The 17,938-nt window shown below is 71.6% G+C and carries 18 protein-coding genes; 16 read left to right on the forward strand and 2 right to left on the reverse strand.

The window, feature by feature from the left end; all coding sequences use genetic code 11:
• A partial coding sequence (locus tag RYN42_RS02590; protein ID WP_315093464.1) for a M15 family metallopeptidase occupies positions 1–876 on the forward strand: 876 nt, incomplete at its 5' end.
• Between the two features lie 16 nt (positions 877–892).
• Here the strand turns inward: RYN42_RS02590 and RYN42_RS02595 are convergent.
• Entirely contained in the window at positions 893–1,813 is a 921-nt protein-coding gene (locus RYN42_RS02595) for an aldose 1-epimerase family protein (RefSeq protein ID WP_315093465.1), read from the reverse strand.
• A 303-nt stretch (positions 1,814–2,116) separates the two neighbouring features.
• Here RYN42_RS02595 and RYN42_RS02600 point away from each other — a divergent pair, with 303 nt between their 5' ends.
• The 7 genes from RYN42_RS02600 (at position 2,117) to RYN42_RS02630 (ending at position 6,767) form a co-directional block, all read left to right on the forward strand.
• Positions 2,117–3,343 (forward strand): ATPase, T2SS/T4P/T4SS family, encoded by a 1,227-nt coding sequence (locus tag RYN42_RS02600; protein WP_315093467.1) that lies wholly within the window; start codon positions 2,117–2,119, stop codon positions 3,341–3,343.
• A complete protein-coding gene (locus RYN42_RS02605; RefSeq protein WP_315093469.1) occupies positions 3,343–4,203 on the forward strand; it encodes a type II secretion system F family protein in 861 nt (286 codons plus the stop codon). The genes RYN42_RS02600 and RYN42_RS02605 overlap by 1 nt, the downstream gene beginning before the upstream one ends.
• A complete protein-coding gene (locus tag RYN42_RS02610) occupies positions 4,200–5,132 on the forward strand; it encodes a type II secretion system F family protein (RefSeq protein WP_315093471.1) in 933 nt (310 codons plus the stop codon). Before RYN42_RS02605 ends, RYN42_RS02610 begins: the two co-directional genes overlap by 4 nt.
• 54 nt (positions 5,133–5,186) lie before the next feature.
• On the forward strand, positions 5,187–5,438 hold the full coding sequence (locus RYN42_RS02615) for a hypothetical protein (RefSeq protein ID WP_315093472.1): 252 nt from the start codon (positions 5,187–5,189) through the stop codon (positions 5,436–5,438).
• 65 nt (positions 5,439–5,503) lie between these two features.
• Positions 5,504–5,809 carry a pilus assembly protein gene (locus RYN42_RS02620; RefSeq protein ID WP_399552378.1) on the forward strand — a complete coding sequence of 102 codons (306 nt, stop codon included), beginning with the start codon at positions 5,504–5,506 and terminating at the stop codon, positions 5,807–5,809.
• Positions 5,806–6,252, forward strand: coding sequence for a pilus assembly protein (locus tag RYN42_RS02625; RefSeq protein WP_315093473.1), 447 nt, complete (start codon positions 5,806–5,808; stop codon positions 6,250–6,252). Before RYN42_RS02620 ends, RYN42_RS02625 begins: the two co-directional genes overlap by 4 nt.
• Complete coding sequence (locus RYN42_RS02630; RefSeq protein WP_315093475.1) at positions 6,249–6,767, forward strand: pilus assembly protein TadG-related protein; 519 nt, start codon at positions 6,249–6,251, stop codon at positions 6,765–6,767. Before RYN42_RS02625 ends, RYN42_RS02630 begins: the two co-directional genes overlap by 4 nt.
• Here the strand turns inward: RYN42_RS02630 and RYN42_RS02635 are convergent.
• Positions 6,762–8,555, reverse strand: coding sequence for a hypothetical protein (locus tag RYN42_RS02635; protein ID WP_315093477.1), 1,794 nt, complete (start codon positions 8,553–8,555; stop codon positions 6,762–6,764). The genes RYN42_RS02630 and RYN42_RS02635 overlap by 6 nt on opposite strands.
• A 163-nt stretch (positions 8,556–8,718) precedes the next feature.
• On the opposite strand from RYN42_RS02635, the gene prfB reads away from it, so the two are divergent.
• From prfB to ftsX, 8 genes are all read left to right on the forward strand, one after another.
• On the forward strand, positions 8,719–9,834 hold the full coding sequence (prfB, locus tag RYN42_RS02640) for a peptide chain release factor 2 (RefSeq protein ID WP_315093478.1): 1,116 nt from the start codon (positions 8,719–8,721) through the stop codon (positions 9,832–9,834).
• A gap of 238 nt (positions 9,835–10,072) precedes the next feature.
• Positions 10,073–11,200, forward strand: coding sequence for a multiple monosaccharide ABC transporter substrate-binding protein (gene chvE, locus RYN42_RS02645; RefSeq protein WP_315093479.1), 1,128 nt, complete (start codon positions 10,073–10,075; stop codon positions 11,198–11,200).
• 89 nt (positions 11,201–11,289) lie between these two features.
• Complete coding sequence (mmsA, locus tag RYN42_RS02650) at positions 11,290–12,837, forward strand: multiple monosaccharide ABC transporter ATP-binding protein (RefSeq protein ID WP_315093481.1); 1,548 nt, start codon at positions 11,290–11,292, stop codon at positions 12,835–12,837.
• The gene (mmsB, locus tag RYN42_RS02655) at positions 12,834–14,066 is read left to right on the forward strand and encodes a multiple monosaccharide ABC transporter permease (protein WP_315093483.1); all 1,233 of its coding nucleotides are present in this window, start codon (positions 12,834–12,836) and stop codon (positions 14,064–14,066) included. The genes mmsA and mmsB overlap by 4 nt, the downstream gene beginning before the upstream one ends.
• Positions 14,067–14,111: 45 nt before the next feature.
• The gene (locus RYN42_RS02660) at positions 14,112–15,323 is read left to right on the forward strand and encodes an ROK family transcriptional regulator (RefSeq protein ID WP_315093486.1); all 1,212 of its coding nucleotides are present in this window, start codon (positions 14,112–14,114) and stop codon (positions 15,321–15,323) included.
• A 73-nt stretch (positions 15,324–15,396) separates the two neighbouring features.
• Positions 15,397–16,182, forward strand: coding sequence for an ATP-binding cassette domain-containing protein (locus tag RYN42_RS02665; protein WP_315093488.1), 786 nt, complete (start codon positions 15,397–15,399; stop codon positions 16,180–16,182).
• Positions 16,183–16,332: 150 nt separating this feature from the next.
• Positions 16,333–17,022 (forward strand): cell division ATP-binding protein FtsE, encoded by a 690-nt coding sequence (gene ftsE, locus RYN42_RS02670; RefSeq protein WP_315093489.1) that lies wholly within the window; start codon positions 16,333–16,335, stop codon positions 17,020–17,022.
• Positions 17,022–17,936 carry a permease-like cell division protein FtsX gene (ftsX, locus tag RYN42_RS02675; protein WP_315093491.1) on the forward strand — a complete coding sequence of 305 codons (915 nt, stop codon included), beginning with the start codon at positions 17,022–17,024 and terminating at the stop codon, positions 17,934–17,936. The genes ftsE and ftsX overlap by 1 nt, the downstream gene beginning before the upstream one ends.
• The last annotated feature ends 2 nt before the right edge of the window (positions 17,937–17,938 follow it).

Here is a 17,938-nt window from a genome sequence, read left to right on the forward strand (position 1 = left end):
GCGCCTCCGGTGCCCACCGCCCGGGCGGCCGCACCCACCGCTGCGACCGCCGTCATGGCACCCGTCGTGGACGTCCCCGCACCGCCCGCCGCCGTCGAGGTCGACGAGGTGCCCGAGCTCGCCGCCGTCGAGCACGGCACCGTACGCCGCCACAGCCGCCGCCCGACGCGGGCGGCCGCACGCCTGAGCGTGCTGGGTGTCCTGGCCGGCATCACCGTCGTGATCCCCGTGAGCCAGGGCGTCGTGGCCGGACCGGTGGCCTTCGGCTCGGACGCGCTCGCGGACTCCACGCTCCCCACCACTGTCTCCGCGCTCGCCGGCGCGTCGCAGGCCGCCCTGCCTCCCACGTCGCTCGCGTCGACCGATGGTGCCCTGCAGGCGCGCGGGCTCGCCGCCGCCAGCCGCACCGAGGAGCGGTCCGCGCTGCCCGGCTGCGACGGATCGGTCCGTGCCGCCGGCCAGAACGGGCTCCTCAAGACCGCCGACCTGTGCACCCTCTGGGACAACCACACGCAGCTGCGCGCGGACGCCGCCGTCTCGATCGCCGAGTTCAACCAGGCGTTCGCCGCCCGGTTCGGTGCCGACCTCTGCCTGAGCTCCGGCTACCGGACCCTCGCGTCGCAGCGGGCCGTCAAGGCGCAGAAGGGTGGCCTCGCGGCCGCCCCGGGCAAGAGCAACCACGGCTGGGGCCTCGCGATCGACCTCTGCCAGGACCAGACCTCGGGCACGAAGTGGCGCTGGATCTCGGAGAACGCCCCGACCTACGGGTGGGTGAACCCGGCGTGGGCGCAGCCGGGCGGCAGCGGGCCGTTCGAGCGCTGGCACTGGGAGTTCGAGAAGGGCGTGCAGGACGACGGGGAGTACTACGACGGCTGACGCCGCCGTCCGGCCCTCAGAGCAGGGCCAGACCCCAGGTGATCGTGTGGCTGGCGCCCGGTGCCAGGTGCACCAGGTCGTCGCCCGTGCGGAAGGCGTCCGCGATGCAGGTCATCGGTTCCGCCGCCACCCCGCGCCGCGCGATGTGCGCGACCGTGTCGCCGGTGCACACCTGCCACGCCTGCGTCGCCGCATCCCCCCACAGCGCCACCGTCCGGCCGTCGGGGCAGCCCAGGCGGATCCACGACAGCCCGTCCGCGTCCCGCAGCACGTCGATCCAGGCGTCGTCGAGGTCGAGGCCCTTGAGCGAGCGCGCGACCCGCAGGTCGTAGTCGCCCTCGACCCGCTCCGTCCCGGTCGGCAGCAGCCGCTGGTCGATCGTGACGTGCCGCGCGGCGTCGATCTGCAGCGTGCAGTCGTCCACCTGCGCGTCCCCGGGTGACAGCCACGGGTGGAAGCCGATCCCGTACGGCGCGGTCGTCGTGCCGAGGTTGGTGCCCTCGGCCGTGACGTGCAGACCGGCGTCGGAGAGCGCGTAGGTCAGGCGGACCCGCACGGGCCACGGGTACCCGTACGTCGGCACGACGACGCTCTGCAGCGTCACCGAGGTCGCGTCGGCCGCCACCGTGTCGAACGGCGTGTGCGCCAGCAGGCCGTGCAGGGCGGTCTGCCGGACGTGCTCGGTCAGCGGGACCTCGTACGTCACGCCCTCGTAGCCGTACTCGCCGTCGCGCAGCCGGTTGGGCCACGGGGCCAGGACCGCCCCCGAGAACGCCGGCGGGATCTCGGTCTCGTCGAACGGCAGGACGACGTCCCGGCCGTCCACGGTGTACGTGCGCAGGCTGGCGCCGACCGCGGCGACGACCGCGTGCTGGCCGCCGAGCTCGAGGACGTGCTGGCGGCCGGTCGGCAGGGGAGTGGTGAGGGTCGTGGACACGCTCACACGCTAGCGGGCCGGACCGACGAGCCTCGGCAGGGCGTCGTGTGTCCGTCACTTCTGTGACAACGCGGGTGGCCCGGCCGTTCGCGGCGCTGACGGTCGGCAACCCTCGCTGGCACCGTGGAGCGAGCACGGCGACCGGCCCGGTGAGCCGCCCGGCGGTTCCCTCTCGCGAGTGAACGGCCGTCCTGTCTGTGGACAGCGTGGTGTGCCATCCCGGTGTCGTCCCCTAGGGTTCCGGCCAGTGCGACCGGACATGACGGATGAACCGGGCACCCGTGACACGGGGAGGGGACGCCGGTGGACGGTGTGGCGATCCTCGAGACGGAGGTCCGTGAGCTCATCCGGCGCCGCGGCCTCGACCCCGTGCGGGACCGACCTGGTGTCGTCGCCCTCGTCACCGACGCGATCGCCGACTACGACGAGCGGTCCGTCATGGGTGCGGTCCCGCCCCTGGTCGACACGGTCGCTGCGCACAAGGCGGTGGTCGACGCCGTCGCCGGCCTCGGTCCGCTGCAGAAGTACCTCGACGACCCGGAGGTCGAGGAGATCTGGATCAACTCGCCGACGCAGGTGTTCGTCGCCCGCCGCGGGGAGGCAGAGCTGACGACGACCATCCTCACGGACGGTCAGGTCCGCGACCTCGTCGAGAAGATGCTCAAGGTCTCCGGCCGGCGGCTCGACCTGTCCAGCCCGTTCGTCGACGCCAGCCTGCCGGGGGGCGAGCGGCTGCACGCGGTGATCCCGGACGTCACGCGGCGGCACTGGTCGGTGAACATCCGCAAGTACGTGGTGCGGGCCACGTCGCTGGACGACCTGGTCGGCCTGGGCACCCTGACCCCGCACGCCGCGGCGTTCCTGCAGGCGGCCGTCCGGGCAGGCCTCAACGTGCTGGTCTCCGGCGGCACCCAGGCAGGCAAGACGACGATGCTCAACGCGCTGGCGGGGGCCATCCCGGCGCGTGAGCGGGTCATCACCTGCGAGGAGGTGTTCGAGCTCCGGCTGACCGCCCGGGACTGGGTGGCGATGCAGTGCCGGCAGCCGAGCCTGGAGGGCACGGGGGAGATCCCGCTGCGCCGCCTGGTCAAGGAGGCGCTGCGCATGCGGCCCAGCCGTCTGTTGGTCGGCGAGGTGCGGGAGGCGGAGGCGCTCGACCTGCTCATCGCGCTGAACGCCGGCGTTCCGGCCATGTGCACGATCCACGCGAACTCTGCCCGGGAGGCGCTGACCAAGCTCTGCACGCTCCCTCTGCTGGCGGGCGAGAACGTGTCGGACCGGTTCGTGGTGCCGACGGTCGCGTCGGCGGTGGACCTCGTCGTGCACCTTGACCTGGACGGGCAGGGGCGGCGGACGGTGCGGGAGGTGGTGGCCGTGCCCGGCCGGGTCGAGCAGGGCGTCGTCGAGACCGCGGACGTCTTCCACACCCGGGACGGCCACCTGGTCCGGGCCGACGGGTACCCGCCGCACCCTGAGCGGTTCGCCCGCACGGGGACCGACCTGGCGGCGCTGCTGCGGGGCCGGGTCTGATGGGGGTGGTGGTCGGTCTCCTGCTCGGGGCCGGTCTCGCGTGCGTCTGGTGGTCGTTCTGGGCGGAGCCGCGAGCCGCGGCCCCTCGCACGGCGGGCTGGCACGCTCGGACGCTGGACGCGCTCGTCCAGGCGGGCGTGACCGGCGTGACCCCCGGAGGCCTCGTGCTGGTCAGCGCGCTGCTCGGCGTGGTGGTCCTGCTCCTCGGCACCGCGCTCACCCGGATCCCGTCGATCGCGCTGTGCTTCGCGGTGTTCGCGGCGATGGCGCCGTGGGCGGTCGTGCGGGGACGGGCGCGGCGCCGGCGGGCGCGGTTGCGGCAGCTGTGGCCCGAGGTGGTCGACCACCTCGGTTCGGGGATCCGGGCCGGTCTCGCGCTGCCGGAGGCGGTCGCGCAGATCGGCGAGCGCGGACCGGTCGAGCTGCGGGAGGCGTTCACCGCCTTCGCGGAGGACTACCGGGCGACCGGGCGGTTCGGCGACTGCCTGGACGCGCTCAAGGCCCGGCTCGCCGACCCCGTGGCCGACCGGATCATCGAGGCGCTGCGCCTCACCCGCGACGTCGGCGGCACCGATCTCGGGCGGCTGCTGCGAACCCTGTCCGCGTTCCTTCGCGAGGACGTGCGCACGCGCGGCGAGCTGGAGGCCCGGCAGAGCTGGACGGTGTACGCGGCGCGGCTCGCCGTCGCCGCTCCGTGGATCGTCCTCGCCCTCCTGGCCACCCGCCCGGAGGCCGCGAGCGCCTACGACACCCCGGCCGGGTTCGCGGTGCTCGTCGTCGGCGGTGCCTGCACGGTGGTCGCCTACCTGGTCATGCTGCGCATCGCCCGCCTGCCCGACGACCCGCGGGTGCTGCGGTGAGCCCGGCGGTCGTGGGTGCGCTGGTCGGACTGCTCGGTGGTCTCGGGCTCGTGGTCGTCACCGTCCGGCTGCGCTCGCGGCGCATCACCCTCGACCAGCGGCTCGCGCCGTACCTGCGGCCGCAGCCGACCTCGTCGGGCCTCCTGCGCGCGCCCACCGTCCGCGGGCCCTTCGCCACGGTCGAGCGGCTCGTCGCTCCCGTCATGGCCGACTCCGTGCGGCTGGTGACGCGGCTCGGGTCGCCCGCCGCCGACCTGCGGCGACGGCTGAGCCGGGCGGGCCGGACCGAGACGGTCGAGCAGTTCCGGGCCGGCCAGGTGGTCTGGGGCGTCCTCGGCCTGGCCGCCGGTCTCGCGCTGGCCCTGCTGCTCGCCGCGACGCGGGGCGCCGGGGTGGTCCCGCTCGCCGTCCTCGTCGCGATCTGTGGCCTGCTCGGCGTCCTCGCCCGCGACTGGGCGCTGACCCACGAGGTGCAGGCGCGGGAGTCCCGGATGCTCACCGAGCTGCCGACGATCGCGGAGCTGCTCGCGCTCGCGGTCGGCGCCGGGGAGGGCGCCGTCGGCGCGCTGGAGCGGGTGGTGCGGACGACGCACGGGGAGCTGACCTCGGAGCTGGCGCGGACGCTCGCGGACGCCCGGGCGGGTGCGCCGCTCACGGTCGCGCTCGACGCGCTGGCGGACCGGACCGGGCTCCCGGCGCTGGCGCGGTTCGCGGAGGGGGTCGCCGTGGCGGTGGAGCGCGGGACGCCGCTGGCCGACGTGCTGCGGGCGCAGGCGCAGGACGTCCGCGAGGAGGGGCGTCGCGCGCTGATGGAGACGGGTGGGCGCAAGGAGGTGCTGATGATGGTCCCGGTGGTCTTCCTGATCCTCCCGGTGACCGTCGTCTTCGCCGTCTTCCCCTCGATGGTGGTCCTGCGGGTCGGACTGTGACGCACGCGGGGAACGGGCACGGCGCCGTGGAGGCGCCCGACGAAGGGAGATCCTATGACGAGCGGTATCGACAGGCAGGTCCTGCGCACGGCGGCCCTGCTGTGGGGTTCGCTGGCGTGGGGCGCGACCGCGTGGAGCGGGGTGCGTCGTCGCGTGCACGGCGGCGACCGCGAGCGTGGGGACGTCCCCGGCTGGGTGCTGGTGACCCTGATGACCGCGGGCCTGGTCACGGCGCTGTGGGTGCTGGCCGGGGACGCGCTGGGCCGGGTCTTCGAGGAGGCGATCGCGAGCGTGACCGGTCCCTGAGCGGGGACGCCGGGTCGGCGATCGTCGACTTCGCGCTGGTCGGGGCCCTGGTCACCGTCCTGTTCGTGGGGGTGCTCCAGCTGACGATCGTGCTGCACGTGCGGAACACGCTGGTCGACTCGGCGGCGGAGGGAGCCCGCTACGGCGCACTGGCGGGACACGAGCCGGCGGACGGCGCGGGTCGGTCGCGCGACCTGATCGCCCAGTCGCTGTCGTCGGCGTACGCGCAGGGCGTGACCGCCGGGCGGACGACTCTCGACGGCCTGGAGGTGGTGGAGGTCCGGGTCGACGCGCCGCTGCCGCTGGTCGGTCTCGTGGGGTCGGCCGGCACGCTGACCGTGCGCGGCCACGCACTGGTCGAGCAGCCGTGAGAGCACCGCAGACGCAGGGCGACGACGGCAGCGCGGTCCTGGAGTTCCTGGCGCTCGCGCTCGTCCTGCTCATCCCGCTGGTCTACCTGGTGCTCACCCTGGCGCGCCTGGAGGCCGCGACGTTCGCCGTCGAGGGAGCGGCCCGCGAGGCTGCGCGCACGTACGTCGTCGCCGACGGGGCGGACGAGGGCGCCGAGCGGGCGATCGCGGCGGTCGGGATCGCGCTGCGGGACCAGGGTTTCGACGACGACCCCGCGCAGGCGCTGACCCTGACCTGCTCGACGTCGCCGTGCCTGGCGCCGGGCAGCGACGTGGCGGCCCGGATCGACGTGCGGGTGCCGCTGCCGTTCGTGCCGATGTTCGTCCGCGACGTCGTCCCGCTCGAGATCCTGGTCAGTGCTGAGCGGGTCGCCCCGGTGGACACCTACCGGACCACCCGATGAGCCGGGACCCGATGGGCCGGGACCCGATGGCCCGCGACCACCGGTGGAGACGGCGCCGGCGGCCGACGGGCGACGACGGGCAGGTGATGATCCTGACCCTCGGGTTCGTCGTCGTCGCGCTGCTGCTGATCACGGTCGTGGTGTCCGCCGCCGGCGTGCACCTGGAGCGCAAACGGCTGCTCGCGCTCGCCGACCTGCTGGCGCTCGAGGCGGCCGACGCGGTCGGCGACGACCGGTACTTCGCCCCGGGCGCCGGCCAGGGTGACCCGGACACGGAGGGGTTGCCGCTCACCGACGCGTCGGTCCGTGCGGCTGTCGACCGTTACCTGCGGGACAACCGCGGCGCGGCCACGGAGTGGGAGGACGTCGCGGTGCTGTCGGCCACCACACCCGACGGCCGATCGGCGCACGTGCACCTCGGCGCGGTGGTGAGGCCCGCGCTGGTCAGCTGGGTGCTGGCGCCGTGGTCCGACGGCATCCCGCTCGAGGCGGAGTCGGTCGCCCGCGGCTCATGAGGAGGCCCGGATCCCGAGCATGAACTCCCCTCCGACCGCGACGGTCGTCCAGTCGGCGGCGGTGCCGACCTGGACCGGGGACCACCGGTCGACGGTCGTGCCGTCCCCGAGCTGACCGGCCCGGTTGCCGCCCCAGGTCCACAGCGTGCCTTCCCCGGAGATCGCCGCGGTGCTCACCCCGCCGAGCTGCACCGCGGTCCACGTCCGGTCGGTCGCGACGCGCTGCGGAACGGACCTGTCGGTCGTCGTGCCGTCCCCGAGCGCGCCGTGGGTGTTGCGCCCCCACGTCCACAGCCCGCCGTCGGCGGTGAGCGCCGCGCTGTGGTCGCCGCCTGCGGCGATTGCGGTGAACACGGTGCCGGGCACGAGCGGGACGGGCGTCGGACGCGTCATGGTCGTGCCGTCACCGACCTCCCCGAACGCGTTCCTGCCCCACGCCCACAGCGATCCGTCGGTGCGCAGGGCCAGCGTGTGGTCGCCCCCGGTCGCGATCGCGGCCCAGTCGCCCTCGCCGACCTGGGTCGGCACGCTGACGTGCTCCTCGGGCGAGCCGGTACCCAGCTGACCGCTGTCGTTGCGGCCCCAGGCCCACACCGTGCCGTCGCTGCGCAGCGCCACGACGTGGTCCGAGCCGAGCGCGACGTCGACCCAACCGGCGCCCGGGACCCGGACCGGTCCGGAGCTGTCCGCGACCGCGCCCCAGAGCCACAGAGTGCCGTTGGCCATGACGCCGGCAGAGGAGACGGCACCGGCCTCGATCTCGGTCCACGTGCGGAGCGACCCGACCTGGCCCGGGTCCACGCCCGGTTCCTCGCTGATCCGGCCGAGCTGGCCGAAGTCCGTCGAGCCCCACGACCACAGGGTCCCGTCGCCGGCCAGGGCGAGGCTGTGCGCACCCCCGGCGGCCACGTCCGTCCACGTGCGCACGGTGGAGGTCACCACGGGTGCGAGGCGGTCGGAGGTCGTCCCGTCGCCGAGCTGGCCGCGCTCGTTGTAGCCCCAGCCGTTGAGACCGGCGCCGGTGGCCCGTGGTTCGGGCAGCACCACCTGCGCGCTGCCGCTGAGGGTGGGCCGGCGGACGTCCGTCGCGCTCACCGTGTGCTGGCCGGGGGTGATCAGGGTCAGACCGTGCGGCAGGGTCAGCGCGACCCGTCCGGCGTGCGTGCGGGTGAAGCGGACTCGGGTGGGCGCCACGCCCGCGCCGGCGGCAGGGTCGGTCGTGCTCAGCGCGACGGTGCCGCGGTAAGAGGTGGCGATGTTGCCCCACGAGTCCCACGCGATGATCTCGATCGGCACAGTCACTCCCGCCACCAGTGGCTCCGGTGGGATCGCCACCGCGAGCTGCGCCGCACGCGCCGGTCGGACGATGACGCCGCGCCCCGTCCCGGTGACGGACGGGTTGCCGAGAACGCTCGTGCTGAAGGTCCAGCTGCCCGCGGCGACGACGGTGACCGTGAAGGTGTGCCGGCCACGGTCGGCGGTGGTGAAGGTGTACGTCTCCGGGAGCCCGGTGTGGCTGGGGGAGCCCTGGCCGACGCTGATCGTGCCGCGGTACGAGGGGACCACCCGGCCCACCGCGTCCCGAGCGGTGACCGTCAGGCGGAACGGCACACCCGCGACCGCGCACGACGGCGTCGTGATCGTAAAGGACGTCACCGGTCCGGCGCTCCGCCCCGGATGGACGGCGGCACCGGCCGTCGCGGCGGTGACGCCGAGGACGAGCAGGACGCCGGCGAGGAGCCGCACCAGTCGGGCGGACGGACGTCGGTCGGGCCGGGGGGATGTCATCGCGCACCTCGATCGCGCGCCGGCCGCGGGACCGTCTCGGGCCGTCCGCTTCGCCCCACGTTGTCCCGGTTCCGTCCTGCGGTCCAGGGCCCAAGGTCCTCGGCGGAGTGCGGACCACGTCCCAGGAGGGCGGCGCCCCAGTGACCCGGTAACCTGGTCGGTTGTGGCCACCACCGACTTTCCCCTCGCTATCCGTGATCTGCGCACCACCCTGGGCACCATCCAGGCGGTGAGCGACCCGAGTGCGCTCGAGGCTAAGGTGGCGCGGCTGTCGGAGCAGGCGTCGGCCCCCGACCTGTGGGACGACCCGGACGCCGCCCAGAAGATCACCAGCGCGCTCTCGGCCACGCAGTCGGAGCTGGACCGGATGAGCAAGCTCGAGGGGCGGATCGACGACCTCGAGACGCTGGTCGAGATGGCCGCCGAGGAGGACGACGAGGACACCCTCGCCGAGGCCGAGGCCGACCTGCTGAAGATCAAGAAGGACCTGGGCGAGCTCGAGGTCCGCACGCTCCTGGCGGGGGAGTACGACCAGCGCGAGGCCGTCGTGACCATCCGGGCGGGCGCCGGGGGCGTCGACGCCGCCGACTTCGCCGAGATGCTGCTGCGCATGTACCTGCGCTGGGCGGAGCGGCACGGCTACCCGACCTCCGTGCTCGACACGTCCTACGCGGAGGAGGCCGGTCTGAAGTCGGCGACCTTCGAGGTGAAGGTGCCGTACGCCTACGGGAACCTGTCGGTCGAGGCCGGCACGCACCGGCTGGTCCGGATCTCGCCGTTCGACAACCAGGGCCGACGCCAGACCAGCTTCGCGGCCGTCGAGGTGATCCCGCTCATCGAGTCGAACGACTCGATCGACATCCCCGAGTCGGAGATCAAGGTCGACGTCTTCCGCTCGTCGGGCCCGGGTGGCCAGTCGGTCAACACCACCGACTCCGCCGTCCGGATGACGCACATCCCGACCGGCATCGTCGTGTCGATGCAGAACGAGAAGTCCCAGATCCAGAACCGCGCCGCCGCGCTGCGCGTGCTGCAGTCCCGCCTGCTCCTGGTCCGCAAGGCCGAGGAGGACGCCAAGAAGAAGGCGATGGCCGGGGACGTCAAGGCCAGCTGGGGCGACCAGATGCGCTCGTACGTGCTGCAGCCGTACCAGATGGTCAAGGACCTGCGCACGGAGCACGAGGTGGGCAACCCTTCGGCGGTGTTCGACGGCGACATCGACGACTTCATCGAGGCCGGGATCCGCTGGCGCCGATCGCTGGACAACGCCTCCGCCTGATTCGCCTGTCTTCGGAGGCCGAAGTGATAGGTCTTAGGTCCTCCGGAAAACGCTCTCAAACCCCCGCAGGACACGGCTTGGTAACGGCGCTTGCGCTTTCCTAGTCTTCAGGTCTTGAATGCAACCGACATGACCGGCAGTACGGACCGGTGAGACCACGTTGTCTCACCCGGGCCGCCGGGGCGCAGACGCCCACGGCGCCGTAGGGCCGGACGGTGCAACGAGAGAGCGGACAACGATGTCATTTGCATGGAAGAAGGCAGCCGTCGGCATCGCCACGGCCGGTCTGGTGATCGGCCTGTCGGCCTGCAGCCAGGAGCGCGACGCGGCCGACGAGCCCACGGGCGCGGCGGCAGCCGAGGACACCCTGATCGGCATCGCGATGCCGACCAAGAGCCTCGAGCGGTGGAACCGTGACGGTGCGCACCTCGAGGAGCTCCTCAAGGAGGCCGGCTACGAGACCACCCTGCAGTACGCCGACAACAAGGTCGACCAGCAGATCACGCAGCTGGAGAACATGATCAACCAGGGCGCCAAGGTCCTCGTGGTCGCCTCGATCGACGGCACGGCGCTCGCGCCGGTCCTGGAGCAGGCCGCGACGAACGACGTCAAGGTCATCGCGTACGACCGCCTGATCAACGACACCGACAACGTCGACTACTACGCGACGTTCGACAACGAGAAGGTCGGCACGCTCCAGGGCGAGTTCATCGTCGAGGCGCTCGACCTCGAGAACGCCGCGGGCCCGTTCAACCTCGAGCCCTTCGCCGGCTCGCCGGACGACAACAACGCGAAGTTCTTCTTCTCGGGCGCGTGGGACATCCTCCTGCCGTACGTCGAGGCCGGGAAGCTCGTCGTCCCCTCGGGCAAGTCGCCCGCGAGCAACGACGACTGGGCCAGCATCGGCATCCAGGGCTGGGGCTCCGACACCGCCCAGGCCGAGATGGAGAACCGCCTGAACTCGTTCTACGGCGGCGGCCAGAAGGTCAACGTCGTCCTCTCCCCGAACGACTCGCTCGCGCTGGGCATCGCCCAGGCGCTCGAGGGTGCGGGCTACGCGCCGGGCGCTGACTACCCGGTGCTGACCGGCCAGGACGCCGACCAGGCGAACGTGCTCAACATGCTGGCCGGCAAGCAGTCCATGTCGGTCTGGAAGGACACCCGCGCGCTGGGTGACCAGGTCGCCAAGATGGTCCAGCAGATCATCGACGGTGACACGGTCGACGTGAACGACGAGGAGACGTACGACAACGGCAACAAGGTCGTCCCGACGTACCTCCTCGACCCGAAGGTCGTCACGCCGGACACCGTGGAGTCGGTGCTCGTCGAGTCCGGCTTCTATGAGGCCGCCGACCTGGGTCTCTGACCCACTCGGAGTGCTGCTGACCGCCGGCCCGTGCCACGCGCACGGGCCGGCGCTCGGCGGCGTCGCCTGACGACAACTTGTGAGGAAGCATGAGTACTGACCACATCCTCGAGATGCGGGACATCACGAAGCGGTTCCCCGGCGTCATCGCGCTGCAGGACGTCAACCTGTCCGTCCGCAGCGGCGAGATCCACGCGATCTGCGGAGAGAACGGCGCCGGCAAGTCCACCCTCATGAAGATCCTGTCGGGCGTCTACCCGCACGGGACGTACGAGGGGGAGATCGTCCTCGCGGGCGAGCCGGTCGAGTTCCGCGGCATCCGCGACTCGGAGCACCACGGTGTCGTCATCATCCACCAGGAGCTCGCACTGAGCCCGTTCCTGTCGATCGCCGAGAACATCTTCCTCGGCAACGAGCAGGCGGGGCGGGGTGTCATCGACTGGAACAAGACCAACTCGGAGGCCGCCAAGCTCCTCGCCCGCGTGGGCCTGGACGAGCGCCCGGACACCAAGATCGTCGACCTCGGCGTCGGCAAGCAGCAGCTCGTGGAGATCGCCAAGGCGCTCTCCAAGGAGGTGCGCCTGCTCATCCTCGACGAGCCCACAGCGGCCCTGAACGACGAGGACAGCGCACACCTGCTCGGCCTGATCCGCAGCCTCAAGGGCCACGGGATCACGTCGATCATCATCAGCCACAAGCTCAACGAGATCGAGGCGATCGCCGACACGACGACGATCATCCGTGACGGCAAGACGATCGAGACCCTCGACATGCACGGGGACGACGCCGTCAGCGAGGAGCGGATCATCCGCGGGATGGTCGGCCGCTCGCTCGACAACCGGTTCCCGGACCACGTCCCCACGATCGGCGAGGAGGTGCTCCGGATCGAGGAATGGACGGTGCACCACCCGATCGACCAGGCGCGCAAGGTGGTCGACAACGCGTCGCTCGACGTGCGCCGCGGGGAGATCGTCGGCATCGCCGGTCTCATGGGCGCAGGCCGGACGGAGCTCGCCATGAGCCTGTTCGGACGCAGCTACGGCGCACGGATCAGCGGTCGGGTCTTCAAGGACGGCAAGCAGGTCGAGCTCCGCAACGTCGGTGCGGCCATCCGGCACGGCATCGCGTACGCGACGGAGGACCGCAAGCGGTTCGGTCTGAACCTCATCGACACCATCCAGCACAACGTGTCGGCGTCCGCGCTCGGCAAGCTGGCGCGCTGGGGCGTCGTCGACCGGACCGCCGAGGAGAAGGTCGCCGAGCAGTACCGACGCGACCTCAACATCAAGACGCCGACGGTCGCCGCCCTGGTGGGCAAGCTGTCCGGCGGCAACCAGCAGAAGGTCGTGCTGAGCAAGTGGATCTACGCCGATCCTGACGTGCTCATCCTCGACGAACCCACCCGCGGCATCGACGTGGGCGCCAAGTACGAGATCTACACGATCATCAACCGGCTGGCGGATGCGGGGAAGGGCGTCATCGTCATCTCCTCCGAGCTGCCGGAGCTGATCGGGATCTGCGACCGCATCTACGCGCTCAGCCAGGGCCGCGTGACGGGCCAGGTCGCCCGCGCCGACGCCACGCAGGAGCGCCTCATGCAGTACATGACCATGGAGAAGGACGTGACCCCCCGATGACTACCGACCTCAACCCCGCCCCGGCGGCTCCCCCCGGAGCGTCGGCCCGCGTCTCGCTCTCCCAGCGGATGGCAGGCCTCGGCGGCAACGCGCGCCAGTACGGCATCTTCGGTGCCCTCGTCGTGATCGTGCTGCTGTTCCAGGTGCTGACCGACGGCAAGCTCCTGCTCGCCAACAACGTCGCGGCCCTGTTCCAGCAGAACGCCTACGTGATGATCCTGGCCATCGGCATGGTCATGGTGATCGTCGCCGGGCACATCGACCTGTCGGTCGGCTCGGTCGTCGCGTTCGTCGGTGGCATCGTCGCCGTGAGCATGCGCGACCTGGGGCTGCCCTGGATCGTGGCAATCCTGCTCGGCCTCGCGGTCGGCGCCGTCGTCGGTGCGTGGCAGGGCTTCTGGGTCGCGTACGTCGGGATCCCGGCGTTCATCGTGACGCTGGCCGGCATGCTCATCTTCCGCGGCCTCGCGCTCGTCATCGTCGGCGAGACCGTCGCTGGCCTGCCGTCCCAGTTCATCGCGATCTCCAAGGGCTCGCTGCCGAACTTCCTCGGCTACTCGAGCAACATGGACGTCGTCACGCTGCTCATCGGTGCGCTCGCCATCGCGGCGATCGCGATCTCGCAGATCCGTGCGCGCACCTCGCTGCGCAAGCACGAGCTGTACGTCGAGCCGATGGGCCTGTTCATCACCAAGCTCGCGCTCGTCGCCATCGGGGTCGGCATCCTCACGGTGATCCTGTCGTTCTCCGCGGGCGGCACGCCGATCGTGCTCGTCGTCATCGGCGTGCTCGTCGTGGCGTACACGTTCCTCATGGGCCGCACGGTCTTCGGCCGGCACATCTACGCCATCGGTGGCAACCGCCTGGCGGCGAGCCTGTCGGGCGTGAACACCCGCAAGGTCGACTTCTGGATCTTCGTCAACATGGGCGTGCTCGCCGGTGCGGCCGCGGTCGTCACCACGGCCCGTGCGGGCGCCGCCATCGCGTCTGCTGGGTCCAACTTCGAGCTGGACGCCATCGCCGCGTGCTTCATCGGCGGCGCGGCGGTCACGGGCGGCATCGGCCGGATCTCGGGCGCCATCGTCGGTGCGCTCATCATGGGCGTGCTCAACATGGGCCTGTCGATCCTGTCGGTCGACCCGTCGTGGCAGATGGCGATCAAGGGCCTCGTGCTCCTCTTCGCCGTGGCGTTCGACCTGATCAACAAGCGCCGGGCAGGGACGCACTAGCAAGGCGATGACCTCATGGATGACGAGTTGCACTAGGTTCGCACGGTGAGCAGGCGAGCACCCGCAGCCGGCTCACAGTCGTCCCTGCGCGACGCGAACCGCAACCTCGTCGTCGAGACGGTCAAGCGGTACGGCGGGCTCACCCAGGTCGAGCTCGCCGAGGCGACAGGTCTGTCGCAGGCGACGGTGTCGACGATCGTCCGGGAGCTCCTGGCTGCCGGCGTCGTCGACACCGCCACCACCACCCGCAGCGGGCGGCGTGCCCAGATGGTCACGCTCGCCCGCCGCGTGGGTCTGGCGGCCGGCGTGCAGATCGGGCACCGGCACCTGCGCCTGGTGCTCGGCGACTTCAGCCACCAGGTCATCGCGGAGCAGACCCTCCCGCTGCCGGCCGACCACCGGGTCGACACGAGCCTGGACCGGGTGGCGCTGCTGGTGGTGGACCTGGTCGAGCGGGTGGGGGCCTCGCTCGACGACGTCGTCGGCCTCGGTGTCGGGCTCCCCGCACCGGTCGACGCCTCCACGGGCATGGTCTCGGTCAGCGGCATCATGCCCGGCTGGGACACCGTGCACATCGGCCAGGTCCTCTCCAAGCGGCTCGGCCGGCCGGTCTACGTGGACAACGACGCCAACCTCGGCGCGATCGCGGAGAGCACGCTCGGTGCGGCGCGGCAGTACAGCGACAGCGTGTTCGTGCGCGCGTCCTACGGCACGGGCGCCGGCATCGTCATCAACGGCTCGGTCCACCGCGGTGTCGCCGGCACCGCGGGCGAGATCGGCCACGTGCAGGTCGCGTTCCCCGGCGAGCTGTGCCGCTGCGGCAACCACGGTTGCCTCGACACGGTCGTCGGCGCCTCCGCCCTCATCGACCGGCTCCGCGTGAGCGCCGGGCCGTTGGCCCTGCGCGACGTGGTGCAGCGTGCGATCGACGGCGACCAGCGCTGCGCCGACGTGGTGGCGGAGGCCGGCGCGATGATCGGGATGGTCGTCGCTGGGCTGGGCGTCGCGGTCAACCCGCAGCTGGTCGTCGTGGGCGGCGAGCTCGCGGAGACCGGGGACCTCCTGCTGCGCCCGTTGCGCGAGGCGGTCCGCCGGCGCGTGCTGCTCAACCAGATCGCCCCGCTCGAGGTCGTCCCGGCCTCGCTGGGCTCCCGGGCCGAGGTCATCGGCGCCCTCGTGCTCGCCCTGCAGTCCACCGCGCTGCCGCTGCGGGTCGAGGACGACGCCGCGCCGGTCGTGATCGGGGCGACGCCATGACGCTCTCTTGGCTGGACATGGTGGAAGATTCACTGCACGAGTCACGTGCCCAACGGGGAGCAGGTGAGTGGCGATGAGCACGGCCCACGACATGCCACTGCTGTCGCTCAGGGGTCTGGGCAAGCGCTTCGGTGCCGTGGAGGCGTTGGTCGACGTCGACCTCGACGTCTACGCGCACGAGGTCGTGGCGCTCGTCGGGGACAACGGCGCCGGGAAGTCGACGGTCGCCAAGATGATCTCGGGCGTGCTCACCCCGGACACGGGGCTCATCGAGATCGCCGGGGAGACCGTCACCATCCCGTCGCCGATCGCGGCGCACGCGCTCGGCATCGCGACGGTGTTCCAGGAGCTCGCGCTGGCCGACAACCTCGACGTCACCTCGAACCTGTTCCTGGGGCGCGAGCTGCACCGCGGTCGGGTCCGCGACGACGAGACGATGGAGCAGATCGCCCGCAAGGTGCTGCGCGACCTGAACAGCCGCATCCCGTCGGTGAAGTCGCCGCTGTCCACCCTGTCCAAGGGTCAGCGCCAGTCCGTCGCCATCGCGCGCACCCTCATCGGCAATCCCCGGCTCGTCGTGCTGGACGAGCCGACGGCCGCGCTGTCCGTGTCGCAGACGGCCGAGGTGCTCACCCACATCGAGCGGCTGCGCGACCTCGGGCTCGGCGTGGTGCTCATCAGCCACAACATGAACGACGTCCGCGCGGTGTCGGACCGGATCATCGTGCTCCGGCACGGGCGCAACAACGGGGAGTTCGACGCGGCCACGGTCAGCCACGAGGCGATCCTGGCCGCGATCACGGGCGCACCGCCCACCCGGGAGCCGGACCCGCGGGCGTTCCTGCCGACCCCGCACTGACGGGCGTTTCGTCCGACCTGTCCGCTCAGGGGGAGGGTTCACAGGTTCCGCGCGGCGTGTCACCGCGCGGGTAAGGGTGCGCGGCTGCTTAGTCTCGACGAGGCCAGCAGCAGTTCCCGCCTGTCCCCGAGCCCTGGCCGGCGATATGTCGTGATTCGTTTCGAGAACGTCACCAAGGTCTACGCGCGCGGCGCCCGACCGGCGCTGGACCGCGTGTCCCTGGATGTCGAACGGGGAGAGTTCGTCTTCCTCGTCGGCGCCTCCGGCTCCGGCAAGTCCACGTTCCTGCGCCTCGTGCTGCGCGAGGAGCGGGCATCTGCCGGCCGCGTCTTCGTCGCGGGCAAGGAGCTGGGCACGCTGTCGTCGTGGAAGGTGCCGACGCTGCGCCGCCAGATCGGCGCCGTGTTCCAGGACTTCCGCCTGCTGCCCAACAAGACGGTGTTCGAGAACGTGGCGTTCGCGCTGCAGGTCATCGGCAAGCCGCGCCACCACATCCTCACCACCGTGCCGGACACGCTCGAGATGGTCGGCCTGGCCGGCAAGGAGAAGCGTCGCCCGCACGAGCTGTCCGGTGGCGAGCAGCAGCGCGTGGCCATCGCGCGCGCGTTCGTCAACCGCCCGAACATCCTGCTGTGCGACGAGCCCACGGGAAACCTGGACCCGACGACGTCCCTGGGGATCATGCGCCTGCTCGACCGCATCAACCGCACCGGCACCACGGTGGTCATGGCCACGCACGACGACGAGATCGTGGACCAGATGCGCAAGCGCGTCATCGAGCTGTCGACCGGTGAGATGGTGCGCGACCAGTCGCGCGGCGTCTACGGATCGGACCGCTGATGCGCCTCCAGTTCATCCTGTCCGAGATCGGCCTAGGTCTTCGTCGCAACCTGTCGATGACGATCTCCGTCATCCTGGTCACGTTCGTGTCGCTGACGTTCGTCGGCGCCGCCGCCCTCCTGCAGACGCAGATCGGCAAGATGAAGGACGACTGGTACGACAAGGTCGAGGTCTCCGTCTTCCTGTGCCCGCAGAACTCCAGCGCCCCCACGTGTGCCAGCGGCGAGGTCACCGACGACCAGAAGGCGGACATCCAGGCGGCGCTCGCGTCGCCGGAGGTCAAGCCGTTCGTCGAGAAGATCTACACGGAGACCAAGCAGGAGGCGTTCGCGGCGTTCCAGAAGCAGTTCAAGGACCAGTTCTGGGCGTCGGCGGCCACCGAGAACGACATGAACTCCTCCTACCGGATCAAGCTCACCGACCCTGAGCAGTACTCGGTGGTCGCGGAGGTGATCTCCGGCCGGCCCGGCGTCGAGGAGGTCAAGGACCAGCAGCGGCTGTTCGACCGGCTCTTCGAGGTGCTCAACAACGCCACGCTGCTGGCCAGCGGGCTCGCGGCGGTGATGCTGCTGGCGGCCATCCTGCTCATCACCACGACCATCCGGCTGTCCGCGCTGAGCCGCCGCCGGGAGACCGGGATCATGCGGCTGGTCGGGGCGTCGACCCTGTTCATCCAGCTGCCGTTCATGCTCGAGGGCGCCATCGCGGCGACCATCGGTGCGCTGCTGGCGGTCGGCGCGCTCTACCTGGGCGTCGGCCACCTCATCGACGACTGGCTGGGGGAGACCGCCAGCTGGATCCCGTACGTCAGCACCTCGGACGTCATCACCATCGCCCCGGTGCTCATCGGCGTCGCGATCCTGCTGGCCGCCATCTCCTCGCTGGTCACCTTGAGCCGCTACACGAAGGTGTGACG

Source organism: uncultured Cellulomonas sp. (assembly GCF_963527515.1).
Taxonomy (GTDB): Bacteria; Actinomycetota; Actinomycetes; order Actinomycetales; family Cellulomonadaceae; genus Cellulomonas.